Raw genomic sequence first — 14,045 nt, 5'->3', positions numbered from 1 at the left:
TTATGGTACAACAAGAGTCAAGATTAAAAGTAGCCGATAATACAGGGGCAAAGGAAGTACTAACAATTCGTGTTTTAGGAGGTACAAAGCGTCGTTATGCTTCTGTAGGTGATAAAATTGTGGTTACCGTTAAAGAGGCAACTCCGAACGGAAACGTGAAAAAAGGACAAGTTTCAACTGCTGTGGTAGTAAGAACTAAAAAAGAGGTACGTCGTGCTGATGGCTCTTACATACGTTTCGATGAAAATGCTTGTGTTCTTTTGAATGCAGCTGGTGAGATGAGAGGGACCCGTGTTTTTGGTCCTGTTGCGAGAGAACTTCGTGATAAACAATTTATGAAAATTGTGTCATTAGCACCTGAAGTGCTTTAATTTTTAATATATTAAGTAATGAAACTAAAAATTAAAACAGGAGACACAGTACGAGTAATCGCTGGAGAACATAAAGGTTCAGAAGGTAAAGTGCTACGTGTTGATCGCGAGAAGAATAAAGCGATTGTAGAGGGAGTGAATTTGGTATCAAAACACACAAAACCAAGTGCTCAAAACCCTCAGGGAGGAATCGTTAAAAAAGAAGCTTTTATTCACATTTCAAATCTTTCTTTAATTGATCCAAAATCGGGAAAAACAACTCGTGTAGGATTTGAAGTAAGAAATGGTAAGAAAGTGAGATTTTCTAAAAAATCTAATGAAGTAATATAGTTATGGCTTACGTACCTAGACTAAAACAAGAATACAAAGAGCGTGTAATAGCAGCTCTAAAAGAAGAATTTGGCTATAAGAATGTAATGCAGGTTCCTAAACTAGAGAAAATAGTTGTGAGCCGAGGAGTTGGTTCAGCAGTTGCAGATAAGAAACAAATAGATTATGCAGTTGAGGAATTAACAAAAATTACAGGACAAAAAGCAGTTGCTACACTTTCCAAAAAAGACGTAGCTTCTTTCAAACTCCGTAAAGGAATGGCTATTGGAGCCAAGGTTACTTTAAGAGGAGAAAGAATGTATGAATTCTTGGATAGATTGATTACAACGGCTCTTCCACGAGTAAGAGATTTTCAAGGAATTAAAGCCGAAGGTTTCGATGGTAGAGGAAATTATAATTTGGGTGTAACAGAGCAGATTATTTTTCCAGAGATTGACATTGATAAAATCAATAAAATTGCAGGAATGGATATAACTTTCGTTACATCTGCTGCAACTGATAAAGAAGCCAAATCATTATTAAGCGAATTAGGATTACCTTTTAAAAAGAACTAAGTATATGGCTAAAGAATCAATGAAAGCCCGTGAGGTTAAAAGACAAAAATTGGTAGCAAAATATGCAGCAAAACGTAAAGCCTTGAAAGAAGCAGGTGATTACGAGGCTCTTCAAAAGTTACCTAAAAACGCATCACCAGTTCGTTTGCACAATCGTTGTAAATTGACAGGACGTCCGAAAGGATATATGCGTACATTTGGAATTTCACGCGTTTTGTTCCGTGAAATGGCAAATAAAGGATTAATTCCGGGCGTTAAAAAAGCAAGTTGGTAATATTAAAAGGATAAAAATATGTATACAGATCCTATAGCAGATTATTTAACAAGAATTAGAAATGCGAATAATGCAAGGCATAGAGTAGTTGAAATTCCTGCATCTAATTTGAAAAAAGAGATTACAAAAATCTTATTTGATCAGGGATATATTTTAAGCTACAAGTTCGAGGATAATGCTGTTCAAGGCACTATCAAGATAGCTTTAAAATATGATAAAGTAACTAAGGAGCCTGTCATTAAGCATATTGAAAGAGCAAGCAGACCTGGACTTAGAAAATATGCTGGGGCTGATAGTCTTCCTCGCGTATTGAATGGCTTAGGCATTGCCATCATATCAACTTCAAAAGGAGTTATGACTGGTAAAAAAGCTAAGGAGCTTAATATCGGAGGGGAAGTAGTTTGTTATGTTTACTAATAAATAAAAGACAAAGAAATGTCAAGAATAGGTAAATTACCCATCAAAATTCCTGCAGGAGTTACAGTTACTATCAAAGATGGTGTTGTGACAGTGAAAGGAAAATTAGGCGAATTAACCCAAGAGGTTAAAGACATTGCTGTAAAGCAAGAGGATGGACAATTAGTGTTGGAGCCTACTGCTCAAACTAAAGACCAAAATGCAAAGCACGGTTTGTACAGAGCGTTGCTTAATAATATGGTTGTAGGGGTATCAGAAGGATTCACTAAAGAATTAGAGTTAGTAGGAGTTGGATATCGTGCCTCAAACCAAGGTCAAAAGTTGGATTTGGCTTTAGGATTTTCTCATAATATTGTTTTGGAATTACCCCAAGAAGTGAAACTCGAAACAGTAACTGAAAAAGGTAAAAATCCAATTATTAAATTGACATCATACGACAAACAATTAGTTGGACAAATAGCAGCTAAAATCCGTAGTTTCCGTAAGCCTGAGCCTTACAAAGGAAAAGGAGTTAAGTTTGTTGGTGAAGTGTTGAGAAGAAAAGCAGGTAAATCAGCTTAATAGTTAGAACAATGGCATTATCAAAAATAAAAAGAAGAGAACGTATTAAAAGCAGAATCAGAAAAGTAGTTAATGGTACTGCAACGCAACCTCGTTTGGCTGTTTTCAGAAGTAATAATGAGATTTATGCTCAAATCATTGATGACACCAAAGGAACTACTTTAGTGGCTGCTTCTTCGAGAGATAAAGAAATTAGTACTACCAAAGGAACTAAAACTGAAAAAGCGGCTTTGGTAGGAAAAGCTGTTGCAGAGAAAGCTCTAAAACAAGGTATTGAGAAAATTTCTTTTGATAGAGGAGGATACTTATATCACGGAAGAGTAAAATCATTAGCTGAAGGAGCTAGAGAAGGCGGACTTAAATTCTAAAAGACTATGTATCAGAAATATAAAAATGTAGAATATGTAAAGCCAAGTGGTCTTGAATTGAAAGATCGTTTGGTAGGAGTTCAACGTGTTACCAAAGTAACTAAAGGAGGACGTGCGTTTGGTTTCTCAGCTATTGTTGTAGTAGGTGATGAGAATGGAGTAGTGGGACATGGTTTAGGAAAGTCCAAAGAGGTAGCCGATGCAATTGCGAAAGCTGTTGAGGACGCAAAAAAGAATCTAGTTCGTATTCCACTTAACGGAACTACTTTGCCACACGAACAGAAAGGTAAGTTTGGTGGAGCTAGAGTGTATTTGCAACCAGCTACAGAGGGTACTGGAGTAATTGCAGGTGGTGCAGTTCGTGCCGTTTTAGAGTCTGTTGGAGTTCACAACGTACTTTCAAAATCACAAGGTTCTTCAAATCCTCATAATGTGGTAAAAGCTACTTTTGATGCATTGTTGCAATTACGTTCTGCAAAAACTATCGCAGCTCAACGTGGAATTTCCTTAGAAAAATTGTTTAAAGGTTAATAAATTTAGAACAATGACAAAAGTTAAAGTAACACAAGTGAAAAGTAGTATCAAGCGTCTGAAAAGTCAAAAATTGACTTTACAGGCTCTTGGTTTGAAGAAAATAGGACAAGTTGTTGAGCATAATGCAACACCAAGTATCCTAGGTATGATTAGTAAAGTGAAACACTTAGTTTCTGTTGAGGAAATTAAATAATATTTTATACAAAGTTATGAACTTGAGTAATTTACAACCTGCAGAAGGTTCAATTCACAGAGAAGGGAAGCGCGTTGGTCGTGGGCAAGGTTCTGGAAAAGGAGGCACTGCTACACGTGGGCATAAAGGAGCTAAATCTCGTTCAGGTTATTCTAAAAAGATTGGCTTTGAAGGAGGTCAGATGCCTTTGCAAAGACGTGTACCAAAATTTGGTTTCAAAAACTTTAACCGTAAGGAATATGTAGGGATCAATTTAGGGCAATTACAAGGTTTGGTTGATTCTGGTAAGATTACTGATACAGTTGATTTAGAAACCTTAGTTCAACTTCACATCGTTAAAAAAACAGATCTAGTTAAAATTTTAGGTGGAGGAGAATTAAAAGCAAAATTAAAAATATCTGTTCATAAGTTTACGGCAAATGCTAAGTCTGCTGTTGAGGCAGTGGGAGGTGAGGCTGTAACCTTGTAATGTATTAAATTATTATGAAGTTTATCGAGAACCTAACCAACATTTGGAAAATAGAAGAGTTAAGAAATCGTATAATTTTAACTCTGGGGATTTTGTTAGTTTATCGTTTTGGAGCACATATTGTTCTTCCAGGAATTGATTCAACTCAGTTACACGAGTTGGCATCAAAAACCTCAGGAGGTGGGTTGCTTGATATCTTAAATGCTTTTACTGGGGGAGCTTTTGCTAACGCCTCAGTTTTTGCATTGGGTATTATGCCTTATATTTCGGCTTCTATTGTAGTCCAGCTTATGGGAATAATGATTCCGTACTTGCAAAAATTACAAAAAGAAGGTGAAAGCGGGAGAAGAAAGATAAACCAAATCACTCGATTTCTTACTATCGCGATATGTGTTGTTCAAGCACCAGCTTACTTGTACGGAATTAACCAATTAGGAGTTCCTGATAGTGCTTTCGTTTTAGGTAAAGGTGTTGAGTTCATTGTTCCCGCTGTTTTGATTCTTGTAACAGGAACTATTTTTGCGATGTGGTTAGGAGAAAAAATCACAGACAAGGGTATTGGTAATGGTATTTCTTTACTGATTATGGTAGGAATCATTGCTCGTCTTCCTCTAGCTTTTGCGGCTGAGTTTGATGCTCGTGTAGCACAATCTAATGGTGGATTGATGATGATTCTTATTGAAATTATCATTTGGTTTGTGATTATACTACTCTGTATCTACTTAATCAAGGCGACTCGTCAGATTCCTGTTCAATATGCACGTAGGACAGCAGATGGAGGTGTGGCGGTTGAAAAGAACATTTTTGGAGCACGTCAATATATTCCATTAAAATTGAATGCATCAGGGGTTATGCCGATTATCTTTGCACAAGCTTTGATGTTCATTCCAGCTACTGTAGCAGGTCTGTCTAAGTCAGAAACAGCTTTAAGCATTCAACAAGCTTTCAGTAATATGTTTGGATTTTGGTATAATTTGCTGTTTGCAACAATGATTATATTGTTCACATACTTTTATACAGCGATTACCGTACCAACTAATAAAATGGCTGATGACTTAAAGAGAAGTGGCGGGTTTATTCCTGGTATACGTCCTGGTAAGGAAACGGGTGACTATCTAGATAAAATTATGTCGCTTATAACATTACCTGGCTCTATATTTTTAGCTTTAATTGCTGTATTTCCTGCTTTTTTAAAAGTTATTGGAATGCAAGATGGATGGGCATTATTTTATGGAGGAACTTCTCTATTGATTTTGGTAGGGGTTGCTATAGATACAATGCAACAAGTTAATTCATATTTGCTAAATCGTCATTATGACGGTTTGATGAAAACAGGCAAAAATAGAAAGGCTTAGTAATTTATGGCAAAGCAAGCAGCAATAGAACAAGACGGAACAATTGTAGAAGCGTTGTCAAATGCAATGTTTCGAGTGGAGCTAGATAACGGACACGTGGTGATTGCTCACATCTCTGGTAAAATGCGTATGCATTACATCAAACTACTTCCTGGGGATAAAGTGAAACTTGAAATGAGTCCTTATGATTTAAGTAAGGCTCGTATAACGTATCGTTATTAGACAATTTAATTCGGAAATTTTTAAAAACATTCAATAGAGATAAAAATTTTGTCAAAGTTTTTTAACTTTGGCAAAGTTCTATGTAAATGAATATGTAGTTGAAAATTAATGTTTTAAGCTATTTTTTTAAAGAAGAGAATGTTTTGTGAAAATTTAAAAAGTAGTATTTTATTTTAAAATTACATTATAAATCAAAATATTTTGTAGTTTTGCAAACTCTATTGACTAAACAATAAAGAAATGAAAGTTAGAGCATCAATTAAAAAGAGAAGCCCCGAGTGCATTATTGTGCGTAGAAAAGGGGTATTGTACGTAATTAATAAGAAAAATCCTAAATTTAAACAAAGACAAGGATAATTATGGCAAGAATTGCAGGTATTGATTTACCAAAAAACAAACGTGGAGTTATTGGATTAACTTACATTTTTGGTATCGGAAAAAGTAGAGCTAAAGAAATCTTAGAAAAGGCTCAAGTTAATGAGGACAAGAAAGTAAACGAATGGAATGATGAAGAAATCACTAACATTCGTGAGGCGGTTGCGTCTTATAAAATTGAAGGGGAATTGCGTTCTGAAATTCAACTAAACATCAAGCGTTTGATGGACATCGGTTGCTATCGTGGAATTCGCCACAGAATTGGATTGCCATTACGTGGACAAAAAACCAAGAACAATTCTCGTACAAGAAAAGGTAGAAGAAAAACTGTTGCTAATAAGAAAAAAGCGACTAAATAATAAGTAAGGTTAGTATGGCAAAATCAAATGCAAAGAACGCAAAGGTTTCTAAAAAGAGAAAGGTAGTTGTAGAGTCAGTTGGTGAGGCACACGTTTCTGCTACGTTCAACAACGTAATAATTTCTCTTACCAATAAAAAAGGAGATGTAATTTCTTGGTCATCAGCAGGTAAAATGGGATTCCGTGGGTCTAAAAAGAATACACCATATGCTGCTCAAGTGGCTGCTGAAGATGCTGCAAAAGTGGCTTTTGATGCAGGATTGAAAAAAGTGAAAGTGTATGTTAAGGGTCCAGGAAATGGAAGAGAGTCTGCAATCAGAACAATACACAATGCAGGGATTGAGGTAACAGAAATTATTGACGTTACTCCATTACCTCACAATGGTTGTCGTCCACCAAAAAGACGTAGAGTTTAATTAGTAATAATAAATACGAGAGGATTTTGATTATCGAAGGAATGCCTTAATTCATAATCCCTTTCATTTAAACACAAAAAAATGGCAAGATATACAGGACCAAAAACGAAAATAGCTCGTAAGTTTGGAGAAGCTATCTTCGGAGATGATAAATCTTTTGAAAAGAAAAATTATCCACCTGGGCAACACGGTATTGCCCGTCGTAGAGCAAAACGCTCAGAGTATGCTATTCAGCTACAAGAAAAACAAAAAGCAAAATATACATACGGTATTTTGGAGAAACAATTCCGAAACTTGTATGAAAAAGCAAAAAGAAGCAAACACGTTACAGGTGAAGTGTTGTTACAATTGTGTGAATCACGTTTGGACAACGTTGTTTATCGTATGGGAATAGCTCCAACACGTAGTGCAGCTCGTCAGTTGGTTTCACATCGTCATATCACAGTAAACGGAAATATCGTTAATATTCCTTCTTATGCTTTGAGACCAGGAGATGTAGTGGGTGTTCGTGAGAAGTCAAAATCATTGAGTGTGATAGAAAATTCATTAGCTTCTAATAGCACTGTTTATGAATGGATTACTTGGAATACTGAAAAATTAGAAGGTACATTTGTTGCCGTGCCTCAACGTATCCAAATTCCTGAAAATATTAAAGAACAGTTAATCGTAGAGTTATACTCTAAATAATAAATAAGACAGCAGTCAAATTATGGCATTATTCAACTTTCAAAAACCCGATAAGGTTATAATGATTGAATCATCTGATTTTGAGGGGCGATTTGAGTTTCGTCCTTTGGAACCAGGATATGGTTTAACTATAGGTAACGCATTACGTAGAGTTATGCTCTCTTCTTTGGAGGGTTTCGCAATCACTTCTGTAAAGTTTGACAAAGTAGGACACGAGTTTTCTACTATATCAGGTGTTGTGGAAGATGTTACTGAAATTATCTTGAATTTGAAACAAGTGCGTTTTAAACGACAGATTGAAGATGTAGAGAATGAAACAGCAACAATTTCTGTTTCAGGAAAAAAACAGTTGACTGCCGGTGATTTTCAAAAATATCTATCAGGATTTCAAGTCTTGAATACAGATTTGGTAATTTGTAATATGGAATCGTCAGTAACTTTTGATATGGAGATAACCATTGAAAAAGGACGTGGCTATGTTCCTGCAGAGGAAAACGCAAATCCGAATGCAGCGATAGGAGTTATCGCAACAGATGCAATTTTTACACCTATCAAAAATGTCAAGTATTCTATTGAAAATTACCGCGTTGAACAAAAAACTGATTATGAAAAGTTAGTTTTTGAAATCAAAACAGATGGGTCTATACATCCAAGACAAGCCTTGACAGAGGCTGCAAAAACGCTGATACATCATTTTATGTTATTCTCTGATGAGAGAATTACGTTGGAATCAGATGAGATTGCACAGACTGATGCATACGATGAGGAATCGTTGCATATGCGTCAGTTATTGAAAACTAGATTGGTAGATATGGACTTGTCAGTTCGAGCATTAAATTGCTTGAAAGCTGCCGAAGTGGATACTTTGGGAGATTTGGTTTCTTTCAATAAAGCTGATTTGATGAAATTCAGAAATTTTGGTAAAAAATCACTTACAGAACTTGATGAATTGGTTGCCAATAAAGGTTTGACATTTGGAATGGATTTGTCAAAGTATAAGTTAGATAGAGATTAACCCGCTTTTGCGTTATTTAATTAAGGAAAAATGAGACACGGAAATAAAATTAATCATTTAGGAAGAAAAACTGCTCACAGAAAAGCAATGTTAGCTAATATGGCTTGTTCATTGATTGAGCATAAGAGAATAAATACGACTTTGGCAAAGGCAAAAGCTCTTAAATTGTTCATAGAGCCATTGGTAACAAAGTCAAAAGAGGATACAACTCACAATCGTCGTATCGCTTTTAGTAAATTAAGAAATAAATATGCTGTAACCGAATTATTTAAAGAGGTTTCTGTAAAAGTAGGCGATAGACCAGGAGGATATACACGTATTATCAAGTTGGGAAATCGTTTGGGAGATAATGCAGAAATGGCATTGATAGAGCTAGTTGATTACAATACAACATATAATGTAGAAAAGGCTTCTAGCAAGAAAAAAACTACTCGTCGTGGTAGAAAAAAATCTGCTGAGTCAGCTACACAAAAAGAAGTTGAAAATACAGAATCAGCTGAATAAATTAAGAATTTTATTTGATTTTCAAAAAGACAAGCAAACAAAATGCTTGTCTTTTTTTTATTGAATTATAAATGTTTATTTTCAATTGTTAATTATATTTTTTGTTTTAAATTTAACTTTTTGTGAAAGTTAATAATATTGTTTCTATTTTTGCTTTGTAAATCAATAGTAAAGAATGGAAAAAGAACGTTTGTACAGAATCTCATTGTTTGGAGCTTTCTTCCCGATTGTTGTGCTTATTATCCTACTTGGGTATAATGTATTTTTTGTGTATGGGGATAACGCTCTCGGAGGATCAAATCAATTTATTTTGCTCCTTGGTGCTGCTGTCGCTGTTGTAATAGGAATTCTTAATAAAATTCCAATTCATACGATGACCCAAGAAATATACAATAATATAAAGTCCACCAGTGGGGCGATTCTTATTTTGCTTCTGGTGGGGGCTTTGTCGGGTACGTGGCTACTTAGCGGAATTATACCTTCAATGATTTATTATGGATTGAACATTCTAACGCCATCAATATTCTTACCCGCTTGTGTTATTATTTGTTCACTTGTTTCAGTAGCTGTAGGCAGTAGTTGGACGACTTCCGCAACGATAGGAATTGCTCTGGTAGGGATAGGAAGTTCTTTAGGAATTCACGAAGGGCTTATCGGTGGAGCTATTATTTCAGGCGGATACTTTGGAGATAAAATGTCGCCGATGAGTGACACAACTAACTTGGCACCTGCTTTGGCTGGAACGGATATATTCACCCATATACGGTATATGCTATTTACCACTATTCCTACCATTAGTATTTCACTGATAATTTTCACTATCATTGGGCTAAACCTTGAAACGGTAGGCGTATCGGATACAAGTGCTATACAAAGTGCTATTTTGGAACGATTTAATGTTACGCCTTGGGTTTTTGTTGTTCCTGCCATAATTTTGGTTATGATTTACAAAAAGACAGAACCTTTAGTGGCGTTGTTCTGTGGTGTACTTTTGGGAGCATTATTCGCACTGCTATTTCAGCAAAACTTACTGCTGGAGCTAACCCAAAAATCGTCGTTGGAGTTTTCAGCTCTTTACAAAGTAATAATGGATACGATAACAACTTCTACACAAATACCGACCGATAATGAAAATCTGAATGAATTGTTCTCTTCTTCAGGAATGAGTGGAATGCTCAATACGATATGGCTCATTATCTGTGCGATGGCTTTCGGAGGCGTTATGGAAGCTATTGGAGCTTTAGAACGTATAACTGCTTTTTTGTTACATTTGTTTACTTCTACTTTTGGGCTATTTGCCAGTACGGTGATGAGTTGTTTGGCTTTGAATGTTACCACTTCCGACCAATATTTAGCGTTGGTAGTGCCAGGGAAAATGTTCTCCAAAGCGTATGCAAGGAAAGGATTAGCTCCTGAAAACTTAAGCAGAACGTTGGAAGATTCAGGTACGGTAACTTCTGTTTTAGTTCCTTGGAATACCTGTGCCGCGTACAACAGCGGTGTTTTGGAAATTCCGACTTTGACGTATCTTCCGTATGCGTTTTTCAATATCATAAGTCCGTTTATGACTCTTCTTTTTGTGGCACTTAATATAAAAATAAGAAGAATAGGAGACAAGCAATAACACCTCTCTTTATAACAAGTTATTATTGCTTTATTATTGATTTTATAAAAACTTGTTTGTAGGTTGGTTAAGTTGAATAGCGTAGCAATTTGTAAAAAAGATTTTTGTTAAACTACAATTAACTAAAAAATAAACCTTAAAAAGAGAGGGAGTATTCTTTTTGTAGTGAATTAACTATACCACCAATTATATGAACATCTTAGCAAAAGATTATTACTTTCGCTAAGATGTATTTTTTTACAATTGATATCAGCTTAAACTGCTAAAATTATTAGTACTATTTGAAAGATTTTAAAAGAAAATCAGGTAGTTTGGGCATTGCTCCGTGTTGCTGACATACGTAGGCGGCTACTTCTACTGCTAACCGATGTGCTTCTTTGATTGATTTTCCTTTCAGATAAGCCGCAATAAAGGAAGCTGTAAATGAATCACCTGCACCAACGGTATCTATAACGTTTATGGATGGTGAAGGCAAAAAAGAAAGTTGTAACGGGGTAAAAATATAGCTTCCTAATGAGCCTTTTGTCAGAATTAGTATTTTTAAGTTGTATCGTTCTACTAATTCTTCACAAATATCTTGTTCTAAACCTTCTAATTTAAAAAGGAGTGTTATTATGCCAAGTTCGTCATCATTTAATTTTAATGCATTGGCTAATTCCAACGACTGATGAATAATCTCTTTTGTGTAATAATGCTGCCGAAGATTCATATCAAAAACCTTTAAGCTATCAGAAGGCATTACTTGTAAAAATTGCCGAATCGTGTTGCGAGAGACTTCACTGCGTTGAGCTAATGAACCAAAACAAAGTGTTTTTGTTTTTTGGGCAAGTTCTTTAATCTTCTCATTAAAAGGAATGTTATCCCAAGCTACATTTTCACGAATTTCATACTTCGGAATGCCTTCTTCATCTACTGAAATCTGTACTGAACCTGTCGGGAAAGGGACTTCTTCCAGAAGATGATTTAATTTTTTTTCATTTAGGTTTTTCACAAGGGTTTTTCCTAAATCATCATTGCCAATAGCGCTTACAATATGTCCGTTTAATCCAAATTGTGAAGCGTGATAAGCAAAATTAGCGGGAGCTCCTCCCATTACTTTTTGTTCGGGGAAAATATCCCAGAGAATTTCTCCCAAACCTACAACAATATGTTCCATTTGTATGTGTGATTTTAATTTTGTATTTATGTATGGTATCTTTTAAAAAAATTATTCTTTGCTAACGAAAACACTTTATTGGTTTTTATTCAATTCAATACGATTGAAAAAATAGGCTTTTGGTAGCAAAGAATAATTTAGTATGCAGAAAATATTTAATATAAGAACTATTTTTTGGCAGCTTTTACAAACTCGTTGAGCTTATTATAAAGCGTAGTCCATTGCTGTGTTTCATACATTGAAGTTACTAAATTCAGAAAACGTTTCAAATCTTTTTCAACGTCTTTACGCAACTCACTGGCACTTTTTGTTTTTCGAAGTTCGGAGTTTGATTGTGCTTGTTCTTCATAAATTTCTTTAAAAGTTTGTTCTACTTTTTTGAGTTCCTCAAAAGTACTTTTTAGTGAAAGATTTTCGATACGTGTTTGATTTTCAGTAGAAGAAAGAGCTTCAATAAGTTTATCGAGCTGAATGGTTTGTTCGCCATAATTCAATTTATCCAGTGCCAGACCATATATTTTAAATTCTTTGAGTAGAGCTACAGCATCGGTTTGATGAGGCATTAATGTCATTTTTGAATATGCTACCAGAAAATTCTTAATAATGCGAAAGATAGCGTCACGTTGTCTATCAACTTGAAGCACATCAACTCCTTTGCCACTAAAACTTATTTTAGAAATAACTTTGTAGTATTCCTGATAGGAAGTATCCAATTTGCTTAAAAACAAATGATTTTTGACTTCTTCAAATTCGGATTGCTTGGAAGATTCAATAATTCGCTGAGCTAATATTGCCAAGTCTTTTGTCGATAATTTTCGGAGATATATTTTCATATTGATTAAATTTTGTTTACAAATTTCAGTAATTAAATTGACTTTTGCAAATAAAAGTTTCTGAAAATGAGAAAGAAATATTTTTTTGATTTTTGAAAGTTATAATCTTTAGAAGAAGTTACAAATAACTAAGATTTATTCTTACTCCAAGTGGAATAAGATTTACGCTAATAGAGAAAGGTTTTTTCCAAGTGGTAGAAGGTTTACACTGATAGAAAAAGGTTTTTTCCAAGTGGAATAGGGTTTACGCTGATAGAGAAAGGTTTTTTCTAAGTGGTAGAAGATTTACGCTGATAGAAAAAGGTTTTTTCCAAGTGGTAGAAGGTTTACGCTGATAGAAAAAGGTTTTTTCCAAGTGGTAGAAGGTTTACGCTAATAGCGAAAGATTTTTTCCAAGTGGTAGAAGGTTTACGCTAATAGCAAAAGATTTTTTCTAAGTGGTAGAAGATTTACGCTGATAGAGAAAGGTTTTTTATAATTTATAAAAAGTTTACTTCTTTAGAAAAAGATTATCAATAGAAAATAAAAAATATAAGCCTTGTGTTAAAGGAATTACACAAGGCTTAGTTAGGTTATTTTTGAGGCTTATTGAAAACCTATTATATCGGAGTCAGCTTCTATCCAATCTGTTTCAGGGTTGTTATATAAAATATGAATTACAGATAAACCTCGTATGGTTACAAATATGATTGCATAGCGTTTGTCGGAAGTATAAACAGGCTTTGAAACAAACAAACTGTATTGACCAAGTTTCCAACGATTAAGTTCTTTTGTAAGAATGTTAGGTTTGCAAGGTGTTTGTGACCACAGGCTGTTTTTTTGTGTTACTTGTGTTAGAAAAAATTCTTTGTTTTTCTCTGAAAACAGATGGTTAGGGTCGTTGATTTTCTTTCGTAAACTATCCAAGTGTATAAAACGCCCTGCTTGTTCACGTTCTTTAAGTTCTTCAAAATATTGGTCAATATCATTATTATCATTATATTTTGATAAGAAGAAATCTTCAATAAACAACGAATCAAGGTTTACGTTTTTATCTTCATTCGTCTCGAAAAACGATTTTTTATAAGCAACTTTGTATTGGGCAACCATACTATTTAATAACTTGCAATCATCTGGGTCTTGAGCCAAAGAGACAAAAAAGCTCAGGAAAAATGGTATTATGATTAATTTGTTTTTCATTGTACTATAAATTAAGAATTAATGTTCCAAATGTAGTAGCTAATTTTCAGAAATAAAAAATATTAATTGTGTAAAAAGCAAAATTTAACATTTATGTGTTAAAAAATATGGGTTTTTGTTTTTTATTTTTCAAAATAAAATTGTTAAAAAGATATTTAAAATCAGTTTTCTTAACTTTCTGTAGTTGTTGTTTAAAAAGCAAAGGTTAAAAATATCTTTAAAATAAAAGGAAATATGGTTATTTTAAAA

22 protein-coding genes are annotated in these 14,045 nt (G+C 34.4%); 19 read left to right on the top strand and 3 right to left on the bottom strand.

Annotated elements, in window-relative coordinates; translation table 11 throughout:
- Positions 1 to 2 precede the first annotated feature (2 nt).
- From rplN to CGC48_RS03550, 19 genes are all read left to right on the top strand, one after another.
- Complete coding sequence (gene rplN, locus CGC48_RS03640; RefSeq protein WP_002675043.1) at positions 3 to 371, top strand: 50S ribosomal protein L14; 369 nt, start codon at positions 3 to 5, stop codon at positions 369 to 371.
- Positions 372 to 389: 18 nt separating this feature from the next.
- Positions 390 to 701, top strand: coding sequence for a 50S ribosomal protein L24 (gene rplX, locus CGC48_RS03635; protein ID WP_018279598.1), 312 nt, complete (start codon positions 390 to 392; stop codon positions 699 to 701).
- A 2-nt stretch (positions 702 to 703) separates the two neighbouring features.
- The gene (rplE, locus tag CGC48_RS03630) at positions 704 to 1,255 is read left to right on the top strand and encodes a 50S ribosomal protein L5 (protein ID WP_041992460.1); all 552 of its coding nucleotides are present in this window, start codon (positions 704 to 706) and stop codon (positions 1,253 to 1,255) included.
- Between the two features lie 4 nt (positions 1,256 to 1,259).
- Positions 1,260 to 1,529, top strand: coding sequence for a 30S ribosomal protein S14 (rpsN, locus tag CGC48_RS03625; RefSeq protein WP_013996569.1), 270 nt, complete (start codon positions 1,260 to 1,262; stop codon positions 1,527 to 1,529).
- 18 nt (positions 1,530 to 1,547) lie between these two features.
- The gene (gene rpsH / locus CGC48_RS03620; RefSeq protein WP_098028503.1) at positions 1,548 to 1,946 is read left to right on the top strand and encodes a 30S ribosomal protein S8; all 399 of its coding nucleotides are present in this window, start codon (positions 1,548 to 1,550) and stop codon (positions 1,944 to 1,946) included.
- Positions 1,947 to 1,964: 18 nt separating this feature from the next.
- Complete coding sequence (gene rplF / locus CGC48_RS03615) at positions 1,965 to 2,507, top strand: 50S ribosomal protein L6 (protein WP_018279601.1); 543 nt, start codon at positions 1,965 to 1,967, stop codon at positions 2,505 to 2,507.
- A gap of 11 nt (positions 2,508 to 2,518) precedes the next feature.
- On the top strand, positions 2,519 to 2,875 hold the full coding sequence (gene rplR, locus CGC48_RS03610) for a 50S ribosomal protein L18 (RefSeq protein WP_018279602.1): 357 nt from the start codon (positions 2,519 to 2,521) through the stop codon (positions 2,873 to 2,875).
- Positions 2,876 to 2,881: 6 nt separating this feature from the next.
- A complete protein-coding gene (rpsE, locus tag CGC48_RS03605; RefSeq protein WP_018279603.1) occupies positions 2,882 to 3,406 on the top strand; it encodes a 30S ribosomal protein S5 in 525 nt (174 codons plus the stop codon).
- Between the two features lie 13 nt (positions 3,407 to 3,419).
- Positions 3,420 to 3,602, top strand: a complete 183-nt coding sequence (rpmD, locus tag CGC48_RS03600) for a 50S ribosomal protein L30 (RefSeq protein ID WP_018279604.1) — start codon at positions 3,420 to 3,422, stop codon at positions 3,600 to 3,602.
- 16 nt (positions 3,603 to 3,618) lie between these two features.
- The gene (gene rplO / locus CGC48_RS03595; RefSeq protein ID WP_041992492.1) at positions 3,619 to 4,071 is read left to right on the top strand and encodes a 50S ribosomal protein L15; all 453 of its coding nucleotides are present in this window, start codon (positions 3,619 to 3,621) and stop codon (positions 4,069 to 4,071) included.
- An 11-nt stretch (positions 4,072 to 4,082) separates the two neighbouring features.
- Entirely contained in the window at positions 4,083 to 5,426 is a 1,344-nt protein-coding gene (gene secY, locus CGC48_RS03590) for a preprotein translocase subunit SecY (protein ID WP_026193903.1), read from the top strand.
- A gap of 6 nt (positions 5,427 to 5,432) precedes the next feature.
- Positions 5,433 to 5,648, top strand: coding sequence for a translation initiation factor IF-1 (gene infA / locus CGC48_RS03585; protein WP_002675066.1), 216 nt, complete (start codon positions 5,433 to 5,435; stop codon positions 5,646 to 5,648).
- 240 nt (positions 5,649 to 5,888) lie between these two features.
- The gene (ykgO, locus tag CGC48_RS03580; protein ID WP_040353965.1) at positions 5,889 to 6,005 is read left to right on the top strand and encodes a type B 50S ribosomal protein L36; all 117 of its coding nucleotides are present in this window, start codon (positions 5,889 to 5,891) and stop codon (positions 6,003 to 6,005) included.
- A 2-nt stretch (positions 6,006 to 6,007) separates the two neighbouring features.
- Positions 6,008 to 6,382, top strand: a complete 375-nt coding sequence (rpsM, locus tag CGC48_RS03575) for a 30S ribosomal protein S13 (protein WP_018279607.1) — start codon at positions 6,008 to 6,010, stop codon at positions 6,380 to 6,382.
- A 14-nt stretch (positions 6,383 to 6,396) separates the two neighbouring features.
- Entirely contained in the window at positions 6,397 to 6,798 is a 402-nt protein-coding gene (rpsK, locus tag CGC48_RS03570; RefSeq protein ID WP_018279608.1) for a 30S ribosomal protein S11, read from the top strand.
- Between the two features lie 81 nt (positions 6,799 to 6,879).
- Positions 6,880 to 7,485, top strand: a complete 606-nt coding sequence (gene rpsD / locus CGC48_RS03565) for a 30S ribosomal protein S4 (protein WP_041992468.1) — start codon at positions 6,880 to 6,882, stop codon at positions 7,483 to 7,485.
- 22 nt (positions 7,486 to 7,507) lie between these two features.
- Positions 7,508 to 8,500 carry a DNA-directed RNA polymerase subunit alpha gene (locus CGC48_RS03560; protein WP_026193904.1) on the top strand — a complete coding sequence of 331 codons (993 nt, stop codon included), beginning with the start codon at positions 7,508 to 7,510 and terminating at the stop codon, positions 8,498 to 8,500.
- Positions 8,501 to 8,530: 30 nt separating this feature from the next.
- Entirely contained in the window at positions 8,531 to 9,004 is a 474-nt protein-coding gene (gene rplQ / locus CGC48_RS03555; RefSeq protein WP_018279611.1) for a 50S ribosomal protein L17, read from the top strand.
- Between the two features lie 175 nt (positions 9,005 to 9,179).
- Positions 9,180 to 10,628 (top strand): Na+/H+ antiporter NhaC family protein, encoded by a 1,449-nt coding sequence (locus CGC48_RS03550; RefSeq protein ID WP_098028502.1) that lies wholly within the window; start codon positions 9,180 to 9,182, stop codon positions 10,626 to 10,628.
- A gap of 277 nt (positions 10,629 to 10,905) precedes the next feature.
- Here the strand turns inward: CGC48_RS03550 and CGC48_RS03545 are convergent, their stop codons facing one another.
- The 3 genes from CGC48_RS03545 to CGC48_RS03535 form a co-directional block, all read right to left on the bottom strand.
- Complete coding sequence (locus tag CGC48_RS03545; RefSeq protein ID WP_098028501.1) at positions 10,906 to 11,784, bottom strand: carbohydrate kinase family protein; 879 nt, start codon at positions 11,782 to 11,784, stop codon at positions 10,906 to 10,908.
- Positions 11,785 to 11,951: 167 nt separating this feature from the next.
- Positions 11,952 to 12,617: a DUF6261 family protein gene (locus CGC48_RS03540; protein WP_098028500.1), complete on the bottom strand. Its 666-nt coding sequence runs from the start codon at positions 12,615 to 12,617 to the stop codon at positions 11,952 to 11,954.
- A 585-nt stretch (positions 12,618 to 13,202) separates the two neighbouring features.
- Entirely contained in the window at positions 13,203 to 13,796 is a 594-nt protein-coding gene (locus tag CGC48_RS03535) for a hypothetical protein (protein ID WP_098028499.1), read from the bottom strand.
- Between the last annotated feature and the right edge of the window lie 249 nt (positions 13,797 to 14,045).

The organism is Capnocytophaga cynodegmi (genome assembly GCF_002302475.1).
GTDB lineage: Bacteria > Bacteroidota > Bacteroidia > Flavobacteriales > Flavobacteriaceae > Capnocytophaga > Capnocytophaga cynodegmi.
The sequence above is the reverse complement of the archived record's forward strand: the minus strand, read 5'-3'. Positions and strand labels throughout refer to the sequence as shown.